At 66.2% G+C, this 22,136-nt stretch carries 19 protein-coding genes and 1 pseudogene; 9 read left to right on the top strand and 11 right to left on the bottom strand.

Annotated features, from left to right (window positions below; translation table 11 throughout):
- The first annotated feature begins 56 nt into the window (after nt 1–56).
- The 4 genes and pseudogenes from OEZ60_RS02860 to OEZ60_RS02845 form a co-directional block, all read left to right on the top strand.
- Nucleotides 57–983: a TRAP transporter small permease subunit gene (locus tag OEZ60_RS02860; protein WP_263333023.1), complete on the top strand. Its 927-nt coding sequence runs from the start codon at nt 57–59 to the stop codon at nt 981–983.
- Nucleotides 984–1,000: 17 nt separating this feature from the next.
- Nucleotides 1,001–3,358, top strand: a complete 2,358-nt coding sequence (locus tag OEZ60_RS02855; protein WP_263333021.1) for a TRAP transporter large permease — start codon at nt 1,001–1,003, stop codon at nt 3,356–3,358.
- A gap of 132 nt (nt 3,359–3,490) precedes the next feature.
- Nucleotides 3,491–5,257, top strand: a complete 1,767-nt coding sequence (locus OEZ60_RS02850; protein WP_263333019.1) for an EF-hand domain-containing protein — start codon at nt 3,491–3,493, stop codon at nt 5,255–5,257.
- A gap of 416 nt (nt 5,258–5,673) precedes the next feature.
- A pseudogene (locus tag OEZ60_RS02845) lies at nt 5,674–6,334 on the top strand (transposase); the annotation flags it as partial.
- 30 nt (nt 6,335–6,364) lie between these two features.
- Here OEZ60_RS02845 and OEZ60_RS02840 read toward each other — a convergent pair.
- Entirely contained in the window at nt 6,365–6,490 is a 126-nt protein-coding gene (locus OEZ60_RS02840; protein WP_263333017.1) for a hypothetical protein, read from the bottom strand.
- Between the two features lie 141 nt (nt 6,491–6,631).
- A complete protein-coding gene (locus tag OEZ60_RS02835; protein WP_263333252.1) occupies nt 6,632–7,375 on the bottom strand; it encodes an SDR family NAD(P)-dependent oxidoreductase in 744 nt (247 codons plus the stop codon).
- A 285-nt stretch (nt 7,376–7,660) separates the two neighbouring features.
- Here OEZ60_RS02835 and OEZ60_RS02830 point away from each other — a divergent pair, with 285 nt between their 5' ends.
- The gene (locus OEZ60_RS02830; protein WP_263333015.1) at nt 7,661–8,260 is read left to right on the top strand and encodes an outer membrane protein; all 600 of its coding nucleotides are present in this window, start codon (nt 7,661–7,663) and stop codon (nt 8,258–8,260) included.
- A gap of 36 nt (nt 8,261–8,296) precedes the next feature.
- Here OEZ60_RS02830 and OEZ60_RS02825 read toward each other — a convergent pair whose 3' ends face one another.
- Entirely contained in the window at nt 8,297–9,172 is an 876-nt protein-coding gene (locus OEZ60_RS02825) for a TPM domain-containing protein (protein WP_263333013.1), read from the bottom strand.
- A 276-nt stretch (nt 9,173–9,448) separates the two neighbouring features.
- Between OEZ60_RS02825 and OEZ60_RS02820 the strand changes: the two genes are divergently transcribed.
- The 4 genes from OEZ60_RS02820 to OEZ60_RS02805 all read left to right on the top strand — a co-directional run bounded on the left by OEZ60_RS02820 (nt 9,449) and on the right by OEZ60_RS02805 (nt 14,081).
- Nucleotides 9,449–10,069: a DUF6778 family protein gene (locus OEZ60_RS02820; RefSeq protein ID WP_263333011.1), complete on the top strand. Its 621-nt coding sequence runs from the start codon at nt 9,449–9,451 to the stop codon at nt 10,067–10,069.
- 222 nt (nt 10,070–10,291) lie between these two features.
- Entirely contained in the window at nt 10,292–11,695 is a 1,404-nt protein-coding gene (gene cysS / locus OEZ60_RS02815; RefSeq protein WP_263333009.1) for a cysteine--tRNA ligase, read from the top strand.
- On the top strand, nt 11,692–13,314 hold the full coding sequence (cimA, locus tag OEZ60_RS02810) for a citramalate synthase (RefSeq protein ID WP_263333007.1): 1,623 nt from the start codon (nt 11,692–11,694) through the stop codon (nt 13,312–13,314). The genes cysS and cimA overlap by 4 nt, the downstream gene beginning before the upstream one ends.
- Nucleotides 13,311–14,081, top strand: coding sequence for a squalene/phytoene synthase family protein (locus tag OEZ60_RS02805; RefSeq protein WP_263333005.1), 771 nt, complete (start codon nt 13,311–13,313; stop codon nt 14,079–14,081). The genes cimA and OEZ60_RS02805 overlap by 4 nt, the downstream gene beginning before the upstream one ends.
- A 60-nt stretch (nt 14,082–14,141) precedes the next feature.
- Here the strand turns inward: OEZ60_RS02805 and OEZ60_RS02800 are convergent, their stop codons facing one another.
- The 8 genes from OEZ60_RS02800 to speB all read right to left on the bottom strand — a co-directional run bounded on the left by OEZ60_RS02800 (nt 14,142) and on the right by speB (nt 21,978).
- Entirely contained in the window at nt 14,142–15,362 is a 1,221-nt protein-coding gene (locus OEZ60_RS02800; protein ID WP_263333003.1) for an MFS transporter, read from the bottom strand.
- Nucleotides 15,363–15,417: 55 nt separating this feature from the next.
- The gene (locus OEZ60_RS02795) at nt 15,418–16,035 is read right to left on the bottom strand and encodes a TetR/AcrR family transcriptional regulator (RefSeq protein ID WP_263333001.1); all 618 of its coding nucleotides are present in this window, start codon (nt 16,033–16,035) and stop codon (nt 15,418–15,420) included.
- Nucleotides 16,028–16,960 (bottom strand): polyphosphate kinase 2, encoded by a 933-nt coding sequence (gene ppk2, locus OEZ60_RS02790; protein ID WP_263332999.1) that lies wholly within the window; start codon nt 16,958–16,960, stop codon nt 16,028–16,030. The genes OEZ60_RS02795 and ppk2 overlap by 8 nt, the downstream gene beginning before the upstream one ends.
- 28 nt (nt 16,961–16,988) lie before the next feature.
- Nucleotides 16,989–17,906, bottom strand: coding sequence for a homoserine O-acetyltransferase MetA (metA, locus tag OEZ60_RS02785; RefSeq protein WP_263332998.1), 918 nt, complete (start codon nt 17,904–17,906; stop codon nt 16,989–16,991).
- A 36-nt stretch (nt 17,907–17,942) separates the two neighbouring features.
- Nucleotides 17,943–18,806, bottom strand: coding sequence for an ATPase (locus OEZ60_RS02780; protein ID WP_263332996.1), 864 nt, complete (start codon nt 18,804–18,806; stop codon nt 17,943–17,945).
- A gap of 161 nt (nt 18,807–18,967) precedes the next feature.
- Nucleotides 18,968–20,038 carry an outer membrane protein transport protein gene (locus tag OEZ60_RS02775; RefSeq protein WP_263332994.1) on the bottom strand — a complete coding sequence of 357 codons (1,071 nt, stop codon included), beginning with the start codon at nt 20,036–20,038 and terminating at the stop codon, nt 18,968–18,970.
- An 87-nt stretch (nt 20,039–20,125) separates the two neighbouring features.
- Nucleotides 20,126–21,022 (bottom strand): DMT family transporter, encoded by an 897-nt coding sequence (locus OEZ60_RS02770; RefSeq protein ID WP_263332992.1) that lies wholly within the window; start codon nt 21,020–21,022, stop codon nt 20,126–20,128.
- The gene (speB, locus tag OEZ60_RS02765; RefSeq protein ID WP_263333250.1) at nt 21,019–21,978 is read right to left on the bottom strand and encodes an agmatinase; all 960 of its coding nucleotides are present in this window, start codon (nt 21,976–21,978) and stop codon (nt 21,019–21,021) included. Before speB ends, OEZ60_RS02770 begins: the two co-directional genes overlap by 4 nt.
- Nucleotides 21,979–22,136: the final 158 nt, after the last annotated feature.

Raw genomic sequence — 22,136 nt, 5'->3', positions numbered from 1 at the left:
ATTTGCTCCGAGAAGGCGCGGGAACGCGCCCTGGGGCGCCATCGAGGGGGGAGAGGATGGTCGACGCCATCATATGGGTCTTCGCCAGTATCCTGGGCGCATTCCGGGATGTCGCCTACGCGGTCAGCCATCCGCAGGAATGGCTGGCCTGGCTGCCCTACATCAACCAGACGATGCCGACGCCGGAGGTGAAGGAATCGTTGATGCGCTTCATCTATTACGGCGCGTCCAAGGAGCTGTTCTTCGTCCTTCTCACGCTTTTCCTGATCCTGACCGCGGTCGGGCTCTGGCGGCGGCCGGTGATGTGGGCCTATGTCCGCGGGCTCGAATGGTTCGCCAACGGCCTCGGCCGGCTCGTGGCCTGGGCCGGGCTGATCATGGTGATCCAGCAGATCGTCATCGTCTTTCTGCAGCGCATCTTCCGCGTCGCCACGATCGAGCTCGGCGCCTTCGGCATCGGTTTCGAGAAGGACCTGTCCTGGTGGTCGGAGGAGCTGAAGCTCTACAACGCGATGATCGTGGCGCTCTGCGTCACCTACACATTCGTTCAGGGCGGCCATGTCCGGGTCGACCTGATCTATGCCGGCGTCTCGTACCGCACCAAGAAGGCGATCGACATGTTCGGCTCCTTGTTCTTCATGATCCCGGTCGCGACGCTCACCTGGCTCTTCGCCTGGTTCTTCTTCTGGCGGGTCATGGTCGTGCCGAACACCTCGGCTTCGGACAGCCTCGACAAGCTCCTCCTGAAGGCGCGCGCAGTGCGCTGGAACATCGAGACGATCGGGTTCAGCCCCAACGGTTTCGACGCCTATTTCCTCTTCAAGCTCCTGATCCTGAGCTTCGTGGCGCTGACTTTCCTGCACGCGCTGGCCTTCTTCTGGCGCAATCTGCTGGAGTTCATCGAGGGACCTGCGGCGGAGGGCAAGCATCTCGACAAGGATACGCTCGGGCAGGGCGAAGAAGCCTATGAAGGCACGCATTAAGGGGCAGGGGACCAGCCATGTTTCTCGGATTTGACGGGGTCGAGATCGGCCTGATCATCGTGTTCCTGTGCCTCTTCGCGGGGATCCTCTCGGGCTTCCCGGTGGCCTTCGCGCTCGGCGGGGCGGGGATCATCGCCTTCGGCATCCTCGCGGCGCTCGACAGTTCGGGGCTTCTCGTTCACGAATTCGTCGACCGCGGATCGGACGGCTACCGCGCGCTTCTGGCGCAGGGCGTGCCCGAGATCGAGATATCCAAGTTTTCCCATCCCGACCTGCCACGGGCGACCGAGCCCCTGTTCGTCGGCGGCTGGGAACTGGCGATGGATCGCAACGTCGCCTTCATCGTCAACCGCATGAACGAGCGTGTCTTCGCAGGCCAGTCGATCGAGACGCTGCTCGCCGTCCTCATGTTCGTGATGATGGGGATCACGCTCGAACGCTCGAAGATCGCCAACGAGCTCCTGACCACGATGGCTCGGGTCTTCGGGCCCCTGCCGGGCGGTCTGGCGGTCTCGGTGGTCGTCGTCGGCGCCTTCCTCGCCGCCTCGACCGGGATCGTCGGCGCGACCGTGGTCACGATGGGCCTCCTGTCGCTGCCGACGATGCTGCGCAACAAGTATTCGCCGGAACTGGCGACCGGCGTAATCGCCGCCTCGGGGACGCTCGGCCAGATCATCCCGCCCTCGATCGTGATTGTGCTTCTCGGCACGCTCGCCGGCGATCTCTACGCCGCGGGGCAGGAACTTCGCGCCCGCGCTGAGGGCTGTTCGGACGCTCTGACCTATCTCGGCGAGGCGGCGGTGCTGTCGGTTGGCACGCTCTTTCAGGCGGCACTTCTGCCCGGGATACTGCTCGCCGTGCTCTACGGGCTCTATGCCTTCGGCTATGCGCTTCTCAATCCCGAAAAGGCGCCGCCGGTGTCGCTGGAGCCTGTGGGGGGCGAGATCGTCACCCGCTCCGATGCGCTGCGCTGGTTCGTTCTGGCGCCCGCGGCGCTGATCGGCGGCGTGCTCCTTGCCGGGCAGGTCGGGCTTGTGGGAAACCAGAGCCTCACGGTGGACAGCTTCACCGACGTCGGCCAGGCGGCGTCGCTGCGCACCAATGTCTCCGAACAGTGCAAGGCGGGCATGATCGAGCTTCACGGCCAGGAGAAGTGGGACGCCGCCGTGGCTCAGCAGACCGAGATCGACGCCGCCGGCGGCGTGTCGCAGAGCCACCGCCGCTCTGCCGAGGAACTGCAGACCGCCCTCGCCGCCAAGATCGACGGTGCCGCGCCGATCGGCACCGGGGTGGCGGCGCTCTTCGTGCTGCTCGGTCTGATCCTGGCCATTGCCCGCGGCGTCTCGCCCACGGCCGATCCGAGGCCGCTCCTCGTCGGGGCGGGAGGGATCGTGCTCGGCCTTCTTGCCGACATCATGCTCATTCCGGTGACGATGGGACCGAGGCCGACCTTCCTGATCCTCGCGATTCCGTTCGCAATCACGCTCTATGGATGCGCGGCGGCGGCGCGGAGCATGGCGCACAACGATCTCATCCGCGTGGTCTTCCCGCCGCTCGTTCTGATCGTCGCGGTTCTGGGCTCGATCCTCGGCGGCATCACTAATCCGACGCCCGCGGCGGCGCTTGGCGCGGGCGGGGCGCTTCTCCTCGCGGCCTACCGCAAGCTCCATGACCAGCAAAAGAGCGGCGCGATCATCCTTGGTGCTGCCTTCTCGGTCATCATCATGATCCTGATCGGCATCAACTTCGACCTGCGGATCAACCGCGCGGTGGTGCCGACGGCCGATCTCATCGCCTTCTACGCCGCGCGCTCGACCTACTTCTTTGCGCTCTTCGGCATCCTCTACGCTTGCTGGGTGCTGCTGCGCACCTCGGTCTTGGGCCCGGTGGTGCGCGAGACGGCGAAGGTGACCTCGATGGTCTTCACGATCCTGATCGGCTCGCAGATCCTAAACCTCGTGCTGATCTCCTTCGGCGGCGAGCACTACATCCAGTCGTTCCTGCGCTCGTTCGAACAGGAATGGACCGCGTTCCTGATCGTGATGCTCGTGCTCTTCGTCCTTGGCTTCGTGCTCGACTTTCTCGAGATCATCTACATCGTCGTGCCGATCGTCGGTCCGGTGATCTACGGCGGCACCTACGATCCGAGTTGGGTCACGATCATGATCACGGTGAACCTGCAGACCTCGTTCCTGACCCCGCCCTTCGGCTTCGCGCTGTTCTACCTGCGCGGGGTGGCGCCGGCGAGTGTCACGACCGGCATGATCTATCGCGGCATCGTGCCCTTCGTGCTGATCCAGGTCGTCGGACTCGCCATCCTCTGGGCGTTCCCGGGGATCGTCACGATCGTGCCGGACCTCCTGCCCAACAACTGAGGCGCTGGACGCAGAGCCGCCCCGCCTGCTGACGGGGCGGCTATTTGCTTGACACGCCAACGTTGAAGTGAATGATCATTCAGTATCTTTAAAAGTGTATTGGGGGCTGATGTGATTTCCCGACGCCTGCGCATGGCTCTGATCCTGATTACCGCCAGTGCCGGGTCGCCCGCGCTTTCGCAGATCAAGAGCGGTGACGACACCGCACCGTTGATCGTGGCACCGGAAGCGCCAGAGCTTGACCGGCGGCAGGTGGAACTTGTCCGTTACCTCCTGTCAATGATCCGCGAGTCCGACACCGCCGCCATCCTGCGCGCGCGCGTGTTCGAGGCCTTCTACATCGCCGATGTCGATGGCGAGCCGGGCATCACGGCGGATGACACAGCGATCTTCGCAGCGCGCGAAAGGGCCGAGCGCCGCGCCCGTCTCGGCGCGGCCATGCTCGGCGACGACATAGATGGCGACGGCGCGGTCACACTGGACGAGCTTCGGATCGCCGGGCGGCTCGCGGGGATGCGCGATGGCATCGGCGCCGGACGGCCCGCCGCGCCTGTCCAGTCCGCTGCCCAGGTGGAGATGCTCGCCGAGGCCTACGCCCTCAAGCGGCTCATCGAAAATGATTTCGACCATGACGGACGGCTCACGATCGCGGATGCGGATATCCAGATCGCCGCCGAACCGCGACCCGAGCGCTCGAACTTCTCGCCGCCGCCCGATGCGTTCGACGCGAATGCTGACGGCAGGATCACCGAACGCGAAATGCAGACGGAATTCGATCGCTGGATCGCCTGGCTCGATGCCGACGGCAACGGCGTGATCTCGGGCGAGGAACTCCGCGAACGCGAAACCGTCGCCCGGAGATCCGAAGCGCTCATCAACCGGAGAACAGGATCGGACGCGAACCGCTGCGTCCTGCCGCAGATCCCGCCGGCAGACGACGTCGTCGTGATCCACGGCAAGACCGGGAGCGGCTTTGTCGACCTCACCTATGGCGGCCCGTTCGACCAGCCGGTTTTCATGGGGGAAGTGGTCGTCCCGGCCGGCGATCGGCCGCTCTGGATCATCGCGTCGTTCGGCCAGCGGATGCTTCTCAGGCTCGACGGTGCCACCGACCGGGTCGCCGGGCTGATCTCGATCGCGGCCACCACCGGGATGACCGGCCATCCGAAGCAGGCGCTGGCCGTGGAAACCCGATGCCATGTCGGGTTTCTTGGCATCCGGACGGTGGAGCCGGGGCAGACCGGGTCCGAGGCGCTTACGGCGAGTTTTGTCCGCGCGCTTCGCCGTGACGATGTGGCGGTGTTCGAGATAGACACGATCGGGCGGTTCGATCTGGCCACGGGGCGCAACGATCCGACGATCCGCCTGGCCGGCGATGACACGCCGGAGGCGACGGGCGACGCCCGCTTCACGCGTGAGGCGCTGTTCCTCTTCAGCCCGGGCGGGTTTCACGATCTTGACCCCGGAGACGTTGCGGCTCCCGGCCGGGTGCGGGCCGCTGACCGGCCGCTGCTTCCGCTCGAGGCCGGGCTCCTGCAGCTCATCGACCTTGGTCTTGTCGAGCCGATCGCCACGCCGCGCAGCGGGCTTGTCCGGCGTGTTCCGCCCGGAGCGAAACCGCCCGCAAGAACGGCGCAGGATCGTGCCACGGGCTCTCCCCTGATCGGCGGGCTCCTTTATCACCAGACCGGGGACGGCGGCTGGATCGGGCGCGAGCCGCTGTCCTACTATGCCCCCGTGCAGCCGCGTATTCCTCCTGGCCTGGACGGGACGCGGGGAATCCGGCTGATCGTGGCGAAGGCGACGGACAAGACGCTTCTGGACTCGACTGCGCCCGGGTGCCGCGCACCAGGTCTTTTCGACTCCGGCCCTCCGTCCGACGACGCGTGCCTGCGCTGAACCTTGCGTTCCGCCCGTGGCGGCACGCTTCCGGCCGTGGGCTGCCGGAAGGAGGGAGAAGGAGCCCGACCCGATCAGCAGGAGCGGCGAGCAGCTGACGTCACGCTGGAAACCGTCCGGGGACTGGATGGCGGCTCAACGTGGTGCGGGGTGACGCCGATTCCTCTGGTCCTTCGGTGGTCCAGGGCCGGTGGTTCCGGCATAACCGCATACAGCGGGAACCGGCCGTACTCCGCTGACCGATTGTGCTAGATGGGAGCGCGCCAGAATCGAACGCCGCCGAACAGCCGACGAAATCAATTGGAGACCAAGCCGATCGCGCTACACGGCCCCGATGGCTCTGTCGCACATATTCCCTGAGGGATTCATCTCGTGGTACCAGCGCGGTAGCTGGACCACATGAGCAGTCCCACAACCGCACTCTCGGCGCCGAGGATCTGATCACGGCCCCGGCCCATGTGGTGATCAGGGCCGCCGTTGAGTTCCGCGACAAAACCAGCCGACCGAGTGAACTCTGGCAGACAGACTTCACGTACCTGAAGGTGATCGGCTGGCGCTGGTTCTATCTCAGCACCATCCTCGATGATTGCAGCCGCCTCGTCGTCGCCTGGCGGCTCTGTACGACGATGAAGGCCCAGGATGTCACCGACACGCTGGAGCTGGCGTTGGACGTTTCGGGCTGCAATGCCGCGACCGTCGTTCAGAAGCCGAGGCTGCTCAGCGATATTGGCTCATCCTATGTCGCGGCCGATCCGGCCGATTATCTTGAGGGTAAGGGCATGGATCATGTCCGTGGCGCACCGCATCACCCGCGAACCAGGGCAGGATCGAACGCTGGCTTCAGACGATGAAGAACCGTGCTCTGCTGGAAAACTACTACCTGCCGGCGACCTCGAGCGACAGATCGGTGCCTTCGTCGATCACTACAACAACCATCGCCACCACGAGAGCTTGGCCAACCTGACACCCGCCGTCGTCTATCTCTGACGCGGCGCCCAGATCCTGAAACTGAGAGAGGAGATCAAGCGGGAGACCATCCGCCAGCGGCGCTTGCAGCATCAGACGGCCTCCGCCTAAACTGAAACCACTAACGAGCCAGAGCCTCCGCTACGCGATCGACAGGATTCTCCGGAAAACTCTGACGAAGGACGCGACCTCGCCTTCCGCCGTCGCTCCGTGCAATTGAACGACCTGCTCCGCCAGGTCAACGCTGATGATCGAGACCTCCGTCATAGCCAATTCCTCCTGATCCCGTCTGGATCAAACTGGCACAGGCGCCGTCTGGAGGGGCTATCCAACCCATCATCAATGCCCACCACATGCGTGGACCCTTGATTTCCGGACAAGTCTGCGGCGCCCGGGTGCAGCCCGGCATCAGCGCATTCTGAGTGCGCCATCGAGCCGTATCACCTCGCCGTTCATGTAGCCGCATTCGACGATGAAGCTTGCCAGGGCGGCAAATTCCGCCGGCTCGCCAAGGCGCTTGGGGAAGGTCACCTCTGCCGCGAGGCCCGCCTGAACATCTTCAGGCAGGCCCCGCATCATCGGGGTGGCGAAGATGCCCGGCGCAATGGCGCAGACGCGAATTCCGGAGGCAGCGAGATCCCGTGCGATCGGGAGGGTCATGCCGGCAATACCCGCCTTCGAAGCCGCGTAGGCGGCCTGACCCTTCTGACCGTCGAATGCCGCGATCGACGCGGTGTTGACGATCACCCCGCGCTCCGGGCGTTCGTTCGCGGCCATCTTCGCCGCCGCCAGCCGGATCATGTTGAACGTGCCGACGAGGTTGATGTCGATCGTGCGGCGGAAGCTTGAAAGGGCGTGCGCCCCCGCACGGCCGAGCGTCTTTTCGCCAATGACGATGCCCGCGCAGTTCACGAGCACGTCGATCCTGCCCATCGCCGCCATTGCCGCCTCGATGCCGGCGGTAGCCGATGCCTCGTCCGTGACGTCTGTCTGAACGAAATGCGCGCCGATCCGGGTGGCAAACTCGGCTCCCGAGGTTTCGCGATCAAGAACAGTCACGCGCGCGCCCCGCGCGCGGAACGCCTCGGCGGTGGCGGCGCCGAGCCCCGAGGCCCCGCCGGTCACCAGCGCGCAGCATTGGTCGAGTTGCATACGGATCCTCCAATTAACTGAACGTATGTTCATAAAATAGATGGTGCGCGCGCGGCTGTCCAGCGGGTCTGAAAATGTTTGAAAACTTGGGTGTTCGGCCAATTTCCGCCGATTTCTGTGAGAATTCTGCAACGCGGATACTACCGGCAGGGTCCGGCTCTTGGCGTGAAGCGCTCGCGGTCTATCTTTAGGAGACCGGCGACAGGCTCCGCAGGGCGACACGATATGGTCGGCCTTCGGGTGTCCGGCGTCACGGACGTGATTAGAGAGAAATTGGAGACAGAAATGAGCAATGTAATCAAGGCCGCATTCGTCGGCGCGGTTATCGCCGGTGGGCTTGCGATGCCGGCCCTCGCCGGTGGTCTGGCGGAGCCGGTCGTGGAAGCGCCGATCGCGCCGGTTGCCCCGGTCGTTGTCGGCACGGACTGGACCGGCTTCTACGTCGGCGGCGATCTTGGCTATGGCGACGTGTCGACGACCGGCGAAGATGGCGACGGCCTCATGTACGGCCTTCGTGGCGGCTATGACTACGACTTCGGCAACTGGGTTCTCGGTGGTCGCCTCGACTACGACTGGAGCGACATCAACCTCGCCAACAATGCCGGCAGCCTCGACTCGGTCTGGCGCCTTGGCGCGCGCGCGGGCGCCGACCTCGGCCGCACCCTGATCTACGGTATCGGCGGCTACACCGAAGCCGATGCGACGATCGGCGGCGCCGGCCTTTCTGACGACGGCTGGTTCGTCGGTATCGGCGCGGACTATCTGATCACGGATCGGTGGACCGTCGGTGCCGAGATCCTGACGCATCAGTTCGACAACTTCGGCGCCACCGGCTCGGATATCGACGTGACCACCGCGTCGGTCACTGCCGGCTTCCGCTTCTGATACGGCTGCGGGGGGCGGATAGCCCCCCGCCACTTCCTACCAGCGGCCGCTCGCCCCTCCGCCGGATGAGCGACCGCCACCGAATCCGTCGCCACCGCCTTTGGCGCGACGCTTGCGTCTTGGCGCGATACGGTAGGCACGCTCTTCTCTGAAATCGCAACTGCGGCATCGCGTGATCAGCCGCCCGGCGCCGGGCCGATCGGTCGTCGGTTCTGCAAGGACCGACCGGTGGCGCCGCAATCCCCTCGCGCCGCAGCGCGGGCAGCGGCGCAGTCCCGCATACGCCCCGGCAATCCTGTGGCGAAATCCAATGACGGCCGCGACGGCGGCGACGAAGGCCACGGCGAGCCAGCCTGCGTTCCGGCCAAACATGCCACGCCCGGTGTCCGGCAACGCCTCGGGGAGCATGCGTTCCGCATGACGGCGGGCGATCCGGTTCATTGTCTCGCGCACGCCGGCGGCGACACCCTCCGCGTAGCGCCCGTCACGGAAGGCAGGAACCATCCAGCGGCTGACGATGTCCTGCGCCGTGACGTCGTAACCCTGATGGTATCCCGCACCCAGTTCGATCCGCATCTCGCGGTCGGCCGTCACGACGAGGAAGAGGATCCCGTCGTTGCGTTCGGCAGCGCCGACTCCCCAGGCGTTGAAGAGCCCGGTCGCGAATGCCTCGAGCGAGGGTGCGGGATCGTAATCCGCGCGAGAGCGGATCGTCAGCACGGTCATCTCTACCCCGGTTTCGGTCCGAAGCGTGCCTAGATCGCGTTGCAAGTCCGCAATCGTCGAGGCGTCGATGATGCCGGCGTGATCGGTGACGAACGGGTCGTCGAAAGCCGGGTAAGGCTCCGCAGCGGACGGCAGCCCGAGGCAAAGCCAGAGGAGCCCCGTCAGGGCGGCGCGGAATGGCGGCATCTGCATCTCCCCGACGCGAAACGTCGTCGGGTGCATCATTGCAGTCCCCGGCTGCCGATCAAGCCTCGAAGACGGGACAGCGCTCAATCGTCCCGCGCTCGAAGCGTGACGTAACGGCAAGTGTTGCCTCGTTTCATCGCTTCCGGATCGACAGCGCCAATTTCTGGCGATTGCTACCGTTCGGCCGACAATTCACCCAATGTTGCCACAAATCGCGGCAAGTAAGACGCAAACCGATGGGCGATTCGTCCGCCCGGACCATTTGAGGAGTACATCATGAGTTTCATGCGGCATCTTCCGGCGGTTGCCGTCGCCCTTTGCGCGTTCGCGCTTGCAGGCTGCGGCTCGACCTTCCGGACCAATTATTCCGAGCCCGTCCCCGCGGCGACCGCCGCGACCTGGCGGCTCGCCGATGTCGCAGTGTCGGTTCCCGACAGCCTCAAGGTCTCCGAGTCCAAGACGCTGTTTCCCAATGCCGACATCGTCTGGCGCGAGGATCCGGCCGGTGACCGTCATGCCCAGGTGGCGAAGATCGTCGGCGACGCGGCACGCGCCGGTGGCGCCGGTCTCAAGGGTTCGCGTCCGGTGCGGCTCGAAGTCACCGTCTCCCGGTTCCACGCGCTGACCTTCGAGGCCGAGACCCAGCTTTCGACCGCGGGTGTTCACAACATCGACTTCACGATCCAGGCCGTCGACGCGGCAAGCGGCGAGGTCCTTGCCGGACCCGAGGCCGTGGAAGCGGCGCTGCCGGCGCTGTCCGGCCAAGAAATGGCCGCGGCGCGGGCCCGCGGCGAAACCCAGAAGAGCCAGATCTCGGCGCATCTGCGGCGCGTCTTCGCCGGCTGGCTCGGCATCGGCCCCGACCCGCGCGGCAGCTTCAACCGCCTCGGCGGCTGACCCCATGCATTCACTCCGGGGCCGGTCATCCGGCCCCGGACTGCTCTCTACGAAGGCTTGGCCTGCGACAGAAGATCGGTTATGACAAGGCCATGAAACCGAACAGCAACATCTGCATTATCTGCATTACCGGCTGACATCGTCAGGCGGGCTGTTCTTCTGTTTTCATCGAACCGATAGACTGCTAAGCCCGCCGCCGGGATGCGTGCGCGAGGACAAGGCATGACGACGATCCGTCTCACCAATACGAAGGCCCGCAGGAAAGAGGTCTTCGAGCCCATCGACCCGACCAAAGTGCGGATGTATGTCTGCGGGCCCACGGTCTATGACCGCGCCCATATCGGCAACGCCCGGCCAGTGATCGTCTTCGACGTGCTCTACCGGCTTTTGCGCCACGTCTACGGGGCCGACCATGTCACCTATGTCCGCAACTTCACCGACGTCGACGACAAGATCAACGCGCGCGCGGCCGAGATGAAGGCGGCGGGCGACACGCGCCCGCTCGAGGCGATCATCCGCGCGCTCACCGACGAGACCATCGGCTGGTACCACGCCGACATGGACGCGCTCGGCGCGCTGAGGCCGGACCGCGAGCCGCGTGCGACCGAGTGGATCGGCGCGATGATCGCGATGATCGAGGACCTGATCGGCAAGGGCCATGCCTATGCCAAGGAGGGCCATGTGCTCTTCCGGGTGCGGTCCTATGAAGGCTACGGCCAGCTCTCGGGCCGGTCGGTCGACGACATGATCGCGGGCGCCCGCGTCGAGGTTGCGCCGTTCAAGGAAGACCCGATGGACTTCGTGCTCTGGAAGCCGTCGAGCGACGAACTGCCGGGCTGGGACAGCCCCTGGGGCCGGGGCCGCCCCGGCTGGCACATTGAGTGCTCGGCGATGAGCCGGGAGCTTCTGGGCGAGTCCTTCGACATCCACGGCGGCGGAATCGACCTCCAGTTCCCGCACCACGAGAACGAGATCGCCCAGTCGATGTGCGCCCATCCGAAGGGCGGTTTCGCGAAGGTCTGGATGCACAACGAGATGCTGCAGGTCGAGGGCAAGAAGATGTCGAAATCGCTCGGCAACTTCTTCACGGTGCGGGATCTTCTCGATCAGGGCCATCCCGGCGAGGTGATCCGCTTCGTCTATCTCGGCACGCATTACGCCAAGCCGATGGACTGGACCGAGGAGAAGGCGCGCCAGGCCGAGGCGACGCTCAGGAAGTGGCGTGGTCTCGTCGCGGGCATCGAGCCCGCGCCGAGCCCCGCGCCCTCCGTCATCGCCGCGCTCGCCGATGACCTCAACACGGCGGGCGCGATTGCCGAGCTTCATGCGCTCGCCGGGGCTGGCGACACGGCGGGGTTGAAGGCGTCTGCGGCGCTGCTTGGTCTCCTCGATGAGACGATGGGGGGCTGGGCCGAGGTTCGGGGGGCCAATGCCGATGCGGCTGCGCTGATCGACGAACTGCTCGCGGCGCGTGCCAATGCCAGGAAGGCGAAGGATTTCGCGCGCGCCGACGCGCTTCGCGACGGGTTTGCGGCGGCGGGTGTGATCGTCAAGGACACGCCGCAGGGGGCCGAATGGGAGCTCGCGCCGGACTTCGACCCTGCAAAGCTAGAGGCGCTCAGATGACCTGCGAACGCCTCTACCTCTACGACACCACGCTCCGCGATGGCCAGCAGACCCAGGGCGTGCAGTTCTCGGTGCCCGAGAAGGTGCAGATCGCGGCGGCGCTCGACGCGATGGGCATCGACCATATCGAGGGCGGCTGGCCCGGCGCGAACCCGACCGACAGCGAGTTCTTCGAGACCCGGCCCGCGACCCGCGCCACCTTCACCGCCTTCGGCATGACCAAGCGGGCAGGGCGGTCGGCCGCGAATGACGATGTCCTCGCCGCGGTTCTGAACGCCGGCACGCCCGCCGTCTGCCTCGTCGGCAAGACCCATGACTTCCACGTCACGACCGCGCTCGGGGTGACGCTGGAGGAAAACCTCGACAGCATCGGCGCCTCGATCGCGCATTGCGTCGCGCAAGGCCGCGAAACGCTCTTCGACGCCGAGCATTTCTTCGACGGCTTCAAGGCCAATCCCGGCTACGCGCTCGATTGCCTGAAGGCCGCCCTTGAGGCCGGCGCCCGCTGGATCGTGCTCTGCGACACCAATGGCGGCACGCTGCCGGCCGAGGTCGGCCGCATCACCGCCGAGGGCATCGCCGCCGGCATCCCCGGCGAGCGGCTCGGCATCCACACCCATAACGACACCGAGAACGCGGTCGCGGCCAGCCTTGCCGCGGTCGATGCCGGGGCGCGGCAGATCCAGGGCACGCTGAACGGTCTCGGCGAGCGCTGCGGCAATGCCAATCTCACCGCGCTGATCCCGACACTGCTCCTGAAGGAGCCCTACGCCAGCCGCTACGAGACCGGCGTCACGCGCGATGCGCTGAAGAGCCTCACCCGCGCGAGCCGGATGCTCGACGACATCCTGAACCGGGTGCCCTTGCGCAGCGCCGCCTATGTCGGCGCCTCGGCCTTCGCCCACAAGGCGGGGCTCCACGCCTCGGCGATTCTCAAGGACCCGGCGACCTACGAGCACATCGATCCCGCGCTCGTCGGCAACGAACGCGTGATCCCGATGTCGAACCAGGCCGGCCAGTCGAACCTGCGCGCGCGCCTCGCCGCCGCCGGGATCGAGGTCGCGCCGAAGGATCCCGCCCTTGCCCGGATCCTCGAGGTGATCAAGGCGCGCGAGGACCAGGGCTATGCCTATGACGGCGCGCAGGCCTCCTTCGAGCTCCTCGCCCGGCGCGAACTCGGGCTCCTGCCGGACTATTTCGAGGTCAAGCGCTACCGCGTGACCGTGGAGCGGCGGAAGAACAAGCGCGACCGGATGGTGACGCTCTCGGAGGCGGTCGTCGTCGTGAAGATCGGCGGCGAGAAGATGCTCTCGGTCTCGGAATCAATGGACGAGACCGGTGCCGATCGCGGGCCGGTGAACGCGCTTTCGAAGGCGCTCGCCAAGGATCTCGGGCCCTATCAGGCGCATATCGACGACATGAAGCTCGTCGACTTCAAGGTCCGGATCACTCAAGGCGGGACCGAGGCGGTCACCCGCGTCATCATTGACAGCGAGGATGGCGCCGGGCACCGCTGGTCGACGGTGGGCGTCAGCCCCAACATCGTCGATGCGAGCTTCGAGGCGCTTCTCGACGCCATCACCTGGAAGCTCGTGCGCGACGGGGCGGTCGCGGCGTGAGCCTCATGGCCTGTGCCCAGTTGGTAGAGGCGGGCGACCCCGACCGCTTCGCCGCGACCATGGCCGCGCCGGTGGCGGTGCGGGACCGGCTCTGGCCGCTCTACGCCGTGAACCTTGAGATCGCCCGGGCACCCTGGGCCGCCTCCGAGCCGATGGTTGCCGAGATGCGGCTGCAGTGGTGGATCGACACGATCGGCGAACTGGCTGAGGGCGCGGACCGGCGCGGCCACCCGGTGACCGAGGCGCTGGCGCCGCTCCTCGCCACCGATCCCGGGATCGGAATCCTCCTGCAAAGCCTCGCCGAGGCGCGGCGCTGGGACTGCTGGCGCGAGCCCTTCGAGGATCGCGCCGCCTTCGATACCTATCTCGACGCGACCGCCGGCAACCTGATGTGGGCCGCCGCCCGCGTTCTCGGCGCGACACCGGCCTCCGAAACGGCGATCCGCGACTTCGCCTGGGGGGCGGGGCTTGCGGCCTACTTCCGAGCCGCACCCGAACTCGAGGCAAGGGGCCGCATCCCGTTCGTCGACGGTCGGCCCGCGACCCTTGCCACACTCGCCTCAGAGGGGCGCGTGCGCATCGCGCGCGCCCGCAAGACCGGCATCCCCCGCGCCGCGCGTCCCGCGCTCTGGCCGGGCGCATACGCCGCGCGGCTCCTCGCGCTTGCGGAACGCGAACCGCAGCGCATCGCCGCCGGTACCCTCGCGCTGTCGGTATTTTCCCGCAACTGGGCACTCCTCGCCTGTGCCCTTACCGGCAGGTACTGACCGTTTCCCCTTCTTCTTTTCCAAAGTATCCCGGGGGTCCGGGGGCAGCGCCCCCGGCGCTCAACTCCCCGTCGGCCGCATCACCAGCCAGATCAGCGACGCCCCGGCCAGGACAAGGAACGGCAGCATCGCGAGATTGACCGCCTGCCAGCCGGCGACAGTGCCGGAACCGCTGCAATTCAACAGCGTGCCCGAGGAGAGCGAAGCGAGGGTCACGCCACCGAAGACGAAGAGGTCATTGATCCCCTGGATCCGGCCGCGTTCCTCGGGCGCGATGGCCGAGGTGAGGAGCGTCGTCGCCCCGATGAAACCGAAGTTCCAGCCGAAACCCAGCAGGATGAGCGCCGCGAAGAACTGCTCGAGCGCCACGCCCGACATCGCCACCGCCCCGGCTCCGGCGAGGATCGCGAGGCCGAGCCCGATGATGCGCGACGTGCCGAACCGTGCGATCAGGTGGCCGGTGAAGAACGAGGGCACGAACATCGCCAGCACATGGGCCGTGACGATGTCGGCGGCCGTACCCTTGTCATATCCGCAGCCGACCACCGCGAGCGGTGTCGAGGTCATCACCAGATTCATCAGCGCGTAGCTCACCGTGGCGCAGATGATCGCCACCCGGATCGTCGGATCGCGCAGCAACGCTGCTCGGCTGCGCCCGGAGATCGTGCCGTCCCGGCGCTGCGGAACCGGTGGGATGTCGAGGAAGAGAAACAGCCCGGCGCCCGCGAGATTCACGGCGATCGCCGCGAGATAGGTGCCGAGGAACGCCACCGGCATCGCGTCCGCCGTGACCTTGACGAGTTGCGGGCCGATCAGCGCCGAGGCGAGCCCGCCCGCCATCACCCAGGAGATCGCCTTGGGCCGGAACGAGTCCGGCCCGGTATCGGCGGCGGCGAAGCGGTAGAAGCCCTGGGCCGACATGTAGATCCCGGTCAGGAGCGCGCCGAGGACGAAGACCGGGAACGAGCCCCAGAAAAGCCCGAGCGCCCCCACCGCCGCCCCCGAAGCGCCGCCCGCCGTGCCGAGCCAGAACCCCACCCGGCGCCCGAACCGGGCCATCAGTGCCGACATCGGCGTCGCGGTCAGCATCGAGCCGAGCACGATCATCGAGATCGGCAGCGTCGCCCAGCAGGGATTGGGCGCGAGCATCTGTCCGGCCAGGCCGCCCACGGTGAAGATCATCGGCATCTGCGCGCCGAGGATTGCCTGCGCGAGGATCAGCACGACGACGTTGCGGCGTGCGCGGTGCGAATAGTCGGGAAGGGGGGCGGTGACGTCCATGCGCTTGCCTAGTCGGGCGCGCGGGGCGCGCGCAAGCGCCAAAACATCGCAGGCCTCATTCGTCGGGCGGCACCAGTCCGAGGCCGCGCAGGTAGATGCCGATCCCGGTCTCGAGCAACTCCTCGGGCGGGAAGGGCGCGCGGGCGCCCGGCGCGCCGCGGGTGTAGAGCTCGACGACGCCGTGGCTCATCGCCCAGATATGGGCCGAGAACATCGAGGCGGGCGGGCGCTTGTCGGCCGGGATATGCTGCGACAAGGCCTCGGCGGCACGGGAAAACACCAGCCGCGCGCGCTCGGCCGCCCGCGCGAGGTCGGGATTGGCGTTGAGCGAGATGCCGCTTTCGAACATCGCCATGTAATGACCGGGGAACTTGCGCGCGAAGGCGAGATAGGCGCGTCCTGTCGCCTCGAAGGCGGAAAGCGCGGTTGGCCGGCCCTGGTTGTAGGCGTGATCCATCAGGTCGGCGAAGATCTCGAACCCCTGGCGGGCGCATTCGGCGATGAGGTCGTCGCGGCCCGCGAAGTGGCGGTAGACCGCGGCCGGGGTCACGCCCGCCGACTTCGCCGCGTCCGAGAGCGTGAAGCCCTGCGGCCCCTGCTTCTCGATCAGCGTCAATGCCGCCTCGACCAACGCCCGCCGGAGGTCGCCGTGGTGGTAGCCCTGCTTAGCCATCGAGGATGCCGGGCCCGCCACAGATCTTCGCATCGACCTTGCCGATCGCCTTGCGGTCGCGCCCGGCATAGTCGAGCTGGTTCAGCACGGTCTGAATCGCCGCGATCCGCGCCCGCGCCTTGTCGTCGGCGCGAATGACGGTCCAGGGCGCGTGTTTGGTATGGGAGCGGTCGAGCGTCTCGCGGATCGCCGCGGTATAGGCGTCCCACTTCTTCAGGCCCTCGACGTCGATCCACGAAAGCTTCCACTGCTTCAGCGGGTCCTTTTCGCGCTTGAGGAAGCGCCGGAGCTGCTCGGCCCTGCCGACATTGAGCCAGAGCTTCACGAGCACGATCCCCTCGTCCACCAGCATCTGCTCGTACTCCGGCAGTTGCCGGAAGAAGAGTTTGCGGCTCTCCGGCGTGCAGAAGCTGAAGACATGCTCCACGACGCCACGGTTGTACCAGGATCGGTCGAAGAGCGCGATCTCGCCTGCCGCCGGCAACCGGTCTACATAGCGCTGGAAATACCACTGGCTCGCCTCGCGCTCGGTCGGCTTCGGCAGCGCGACGATATAGGCCGAGCGCGGGTTGAGGTTCTCGCGCATCCGCTCGATCGTGCCGCCCTTGCCGGCTGCGTCGCGCCCCTCGAATAGGACGCAGAGCCGCTTGCCGGTGTTGCGCAAGTCGTGGAGCATCTTCACGAGCTCCACCTGCAGCGCCTCCATCTGCCGGGCATAATCCTTGCCCTTCATCTCGCGGTCGTAGGGATAGGTGCCCGACAGGATGTCGTCCTTGTCACCGGTGCGGATCGCCTCGCGGACCTCGACCGGCGCCTCGGTCTCGAGGTACCGGGTGATGTCGCCGACGAAGGGGATCGCCTGTGCCGTTTCGTGCGTCTTCTTGCCCAACCTGGCCTCCTCTTCTCCGGCTTCCAGTATCGCCATTGCCGCAGCCTTCGCAACGGCGGCCAGATCAGGCGCCGATTGCAGCGAGGTCGAACGGCGTCGACTGGTAGATCTCGTTGATCCAGTTGCCGTAGAGGAGATGCGCGTGACTGCGCCAGCGGTTCAGGGGCTGCCGGGCCGGGTTATCGTCCGGGTAGTAGTTCATCGGCACGTTGATCGGCGTGCCGTTGGCCACGTCGCGGTCGTACTCCTCCTTCAGCGTGCCGGAGTCGTATTCGAAGTGGTTGAAGATGTAGAGCGCGCGGTGGCAAACGTCCTCGATCAGGCAGGGCCCGACCTCGTCGCTGCCAAGAAGCGTCTTCAGACCTTCGGCCCGGTCGACCTCGTCCTGGCGCATCTCGGTCCAGCGGCTGACCGGGATCACGAAATCGTCGGAGAAGCCGCGAAGATAGGGCGAGGCCGGGGCGCGGTTCTGGTGGCGGAAGCAGCCGAAGGCCTTGTGGTCGAGGATGTGCTTCTTCACGCCGTGGAAATGGTATGCCATCGCCATCCCGCCCCAGCAGACGCCGAAGGTGGAATGGACGTGGGTCTGGGTCCAGTCGAAGACCTCGCGGAGCTCGTCCCAGTAGGTGACCTCCTCGAACGGCAGATGCTCGATCGGCGCGCCGGTGATGATCAACCCGTCGAACTTCTCGTTCCTGACCGCTTCGAAGGGGCGGTAGAAGGCCTCCATGTGCTCGGCGGCGGTGTTCTTCGTCTGGTGCTCGCTCATGCGAATGAGCTGGAAGTCGATCTGCAAGGGCGTCGCGCCGATCAGCCGGGCGAACTGGTTCTCGGTCTGGATCTTCTTCGGCATCAGGTTCAGGAGCCCGATCCGGATCGGCCTTATGTCCTGATGCGCGGCGCGGTCGGGCGTCATCACCATGACGCCTTCCTTCGAGAGAACCTCAAAGGCGGGGAGCGTCGCGGGCAGGGTGATGGGCATCCGTAAATCTCCTGTGGAACGGCCGAGATAGTCGGTTCAGCCCCGCGCCTCAAGGGCGCGGGCGACGAGGGACTCGAAATCGGCGGGGGTGCGGACCGTGGCCACCTCCTCGGCGGTGACGCTCACGCCCCAGTTCTTCGCCATCGCCGCGTAGATCGGCTGGCGATGGGCGAGCGCGCGGGCATAGGTCCAGCGCACGAAGGCATCGGGGTCGACCTTGTCCTCGGCGACGCCGGTCTCGGCCAGGTAATCGGACCAGGCGGCGCGAAGGAAGTCGGGCTGGTAGTACATCGGCTTCGGGGCGCGGTCGAAGCGGCGGATCAGCTCTTCGGTATGCGCCTCCGAGCCCTTGATCCAGACCATGAGTGCGGCTCCGGAGAGCGCGGTGAGCACCGGATCGGAGCGGTCGTCGGGGTCCACCACCTCGCAGATCGAGCCGCCGGAATCGCAGACGAAGTGGCAATAGCCGTAAAGCTCCCGCGCGCGGTCGATGAAATGGGGGGTGTCGAGCAGCGCCGAAATCTCGGCCCGGCGATGCTGGTCCTGGCGGCGCATGTATTCGGCGAAGGGCAGGCCGCCTTTGGCCGAGTCGCCCGGCTTGCCGAGATAGGTCGAGAGTGGCGACAGGTTGTTGAAGGTGATGTTCGAGGTGATGTGGACGCTGTCCGTCATCAAGAGCTCGCGCAGGAGCGGCACGCGCATCGCCTCGCGCTTGAAGTTGTCGGCGATGTGCTCGCCCATGTAGCGGGTGCCGATCCGGTAGTCGACGGAGTAGTGGAACCAGTCGCCGCTATCTCTGAGCAGGTTCGAGACATGGGTCTTGCCCAGCCCCGACATGCCGAAAAGCAACACGCGCTTGCGGTCCGCTGCGCGCCAGTCCTGTGCCGTCTCGTAGATCATCGCCGCCTTCCTGCTCGTGTCGTCCCCGCTCCTAACTGCATGCGGCGGGATTTTCACGAAAAATCTGCATCCCCGGCGGAGTGGGCGCTACATTGCAGGCGTGAATGAAAACGGCCCCGCCGGGTGGAGGCGGGGCCGTCAATCAGGCGCAAGCGCCGGTTTCAGAAGCTGTAGCCGATGCGCAGACCGGCGCCGATGCCTTCGTTGCCGGTGAAGTTCCCGTTGACGCCGCGGGTGGTGGCGTCGCCGATGTCGACGTAGCGAAGGCCGCCCGTGACCTTGATGTTGCCACGGGTATAGGTCGCCGCGACCCCGATGCTGCGGTAGCCGTCGGTCGGCCCGAGGTTGCCGGTCGGCGAGCCGGTGGAAGGCTCGTAGCCGAGCGTGACGGCGCCCGACCAGGTTTCGTTGAACCGCCGGCCGAGGCCGAGCGTGTAGGAGACCGTGTCATCGTCGATATTGGCGATCGAGCCGCCGACGACCGAGTTGAACGCGGGCGGCGTGATATCGAACACCGACCATTCGACCCAGCGGACCGAGCCGAAGAGAAGCGTGTCTTTCGCGATGCCGGTCTGGAACTCGAGGTTCACCGATTGCGGAATCTCGGTCTCGAACTCGGTCGGCACCGGCGAAAAGTTTTCGTTCGCCGAGAGCGTATGGGTCATCGCCGAATTGTAGGTCAGCGCGACGCGGGCCGCGATCTCGGGCTTCTCCCAGGCCACGCCGAGGACATAGCCCCACTGGCGGTCGCCGTCGGCCGTCATCGTGTAGGAGAAGAGCGGGATCCCCACCACGCCGTCGACGGTCTCGGTCCGCACGCCGCCAAGGACCGAGAAGTTCTGCGGCAGCTTGTAGCGAATGAGGCCCGTGAACGCGAGCGAGTCGACATCGGCCGTCGATCCCGCGAACGGATAGGGCGCGGCGCTGATCGGATAACTCACGTTCACACCGACCGGCTGGTCGATGATGAGCGCGAGATCGACCTTGTCGTTCAGCGCGTGCTTGTAGCCGAACGAGAAGGTGCCGTAGCCCGTGGTCATGTCGCCGCTCGACAGCGCGCCGCCGGCGACGGTGCCGCTGACATCGGGATTGATGCCGCCGATCGAGAACTCGGCGTAATTGCCCTGCTCGAAGAGAATTGCCACTGATTGCGGGGAGCGTTCGAGTCCCCCCGCCACAGCTGACGTTGCACCCATGGCAAAGGCGCCCGCCGCCATTATCACACGTCCCATCGATCCTCATCCCTAACGTGTATGTTTATTGTTCGGCGACGGTACGGGCGGCGCCTTTGCGGCGTCAATGAATGACGTCACGTCCTGTCAAACTACCTTGAGTTTGTGACGTAACGGCACTGCTGCACCCCTTGCACGTATGTTCAGCCAGTTCGCCGCGAGGATGATCGCGCCACCGGCGAGAACCCAGAAATCGAACGGCTCGGCGTAGAAGATCATGCCGATGACGGCGATCACCGGCAGGCGCAGGAAGTCGATCGGGGTCACAACGGAGGCGGGCGCGAGCGAGAGCGCCTTGGTCAGGCTGAAATGCGCGCCGAGCCCGGCGAGGCCCATGGCCAGTAACCATGGCAGGACCGCGTGGGAGGGCAGGGCGATGGCACCGTCTGCGCCGGCGCAGATCAACGCGAACGCAGATTGCATCACCGCAAGCCAGAAGAGGATGCAGGTGACCGACGCTACATGCGTGAGCCGTTTGGTGACGATGGCCGAGCCTGCGAAGCCGACCGCGCAGAGCAGCGCCGCCACCAGGCCGATTGACAGGCCGCCGCCGAAGGGGCGGGCGACGATCAGGATTCCGGCGAATCCGATCAGAGCGGCGGCGAGCTTCACCGGCGTCAGTCGCTCGCCGAGAAGGAGCGGCGCGGCAAGCGCGACGAGGATCGGGTAGGAGAATTCTAAGGCGAAGAGCTGCGCCATCGGGATCAGCGCGAGCGCATAGAGCCAGAGGTTCTGCCCGGCGAAGTGGAGCACATTGCGCAGCCCATGGACATGGAGGCGGCGGGTGGTGATCTCTGTGGCCCGGCCGGTCGCGACGGCCACGCTCACGACCACGGCGACGCCGATCAGCGAGCGGTAGAGCATCATCTCGAACGTGTCGAGCGCGGGGGCGATCTCGCGCCCCGAGACCGCGAGGATGCAGAATCCCGTGATCGAGCCGATCATCCAGAGGGCGGCCGCGACCGGCGCGGGTAGTCCCGTCATGCCTGCCCGCGGGCATGGAAGACAAAGCCGAGGAAGTTCAGAAGCAGTTGCGCGGCAAGGATCGCGGTCGAGCCGGTCGGATCGTAGTCGGGCGCGACCTCGACAAGGTCGATACCGACGATCTCATGCGCCAGCGCCGCGCCCTGCAGGATCTCCAGCACCTCGTAATAGAGAAAACCGCCCTGCGACGGCGTGCCGGTGCCCGGTGCGATCGAGGGGCAGAAGCCGTCGATGTCGATTGTGACATAGAGCCGGGCGCCCTTGGGAATCCGCGCCAGAACGCCGTCGCGCCCGAGCTTGCGGACCTGGCGCACCGAGAGGATGTCGGCTCCCATCGCGCGGGCCGCGTCATAGCCTTCCTTCGCCGTCGATGAAACGTTGCGAATGCCGAGCTGGGTCAGCCCCGTCACATAGTCCTTTTCGGCCGCCCGCCGCATCGGATTGCCGTGGCCGTGACGCACGCCGTGGCGTTCGTCGACGAAATCGAGATGGGCGTCGATCTGCAGGATGTGGATCGGTCCCTGGCCGTCGAATGCACGGATGCAGGGAATGTTGACCGAGTGGTCGCCACCGATCACGACTGGCAGCGCGCCGGCCTTGAGGATCGCGCGGACCCCGGCCTCGATGTTGGCGTGGCTCCTCTCGGTGTCGGTATGGACGATGTCGGCATCGCCGATGTCGACGATGCGGACATCGGCGCCGAGATAGGTCACGTCGTCCTCGTGATCGTAGGCGCCGGCGTGGCCGAAGGAAAAGAGCGTCGAGGCCTCGCGCACCGCGCGCGGGCCGAAGCGTGCTCCCGCGCGGAACTGGGTGCCGAAATCGAAGGGCGCGCCGAGGATCGCGACGTCGGCGTCGATCGCCTCCCAGTCCGCGACATGGGGTCGCTTGCCGAAAGTCGCGATTCCGACGAACGGCAGGTTCAGCCGCCCGGTCTCATAGCCATGCGTGCTCATGGTCACCTCCCTTTGCGGGACCAGAGTAGAGGCGCCAAGCGGCATCGCATAGACGACAAGCGGCATCGAGGCCGCGCCTGAAAGGAAAATTACGCGCTCTATGCGCTTTCCGCTCGCAAATTACGGTCCAGCACGGCAGGTTTAGAGAAAAGACAGAG

Source organism: Albidovulum salinarum (genome assembly GCF_025673475.1).
Taxonomy (GTDB): domain Bacteria; phylum Pseudomonadota; class Alphaproteobacteria; order Rhodobacterales; family Rhodobacteraceae; genus Albidovulum; species Albidovulum salinarum.
Note: the sequence above shows the minus strand (reverse complement) of the source record. Positions and strands in the feature narration are given on the sequence as shown.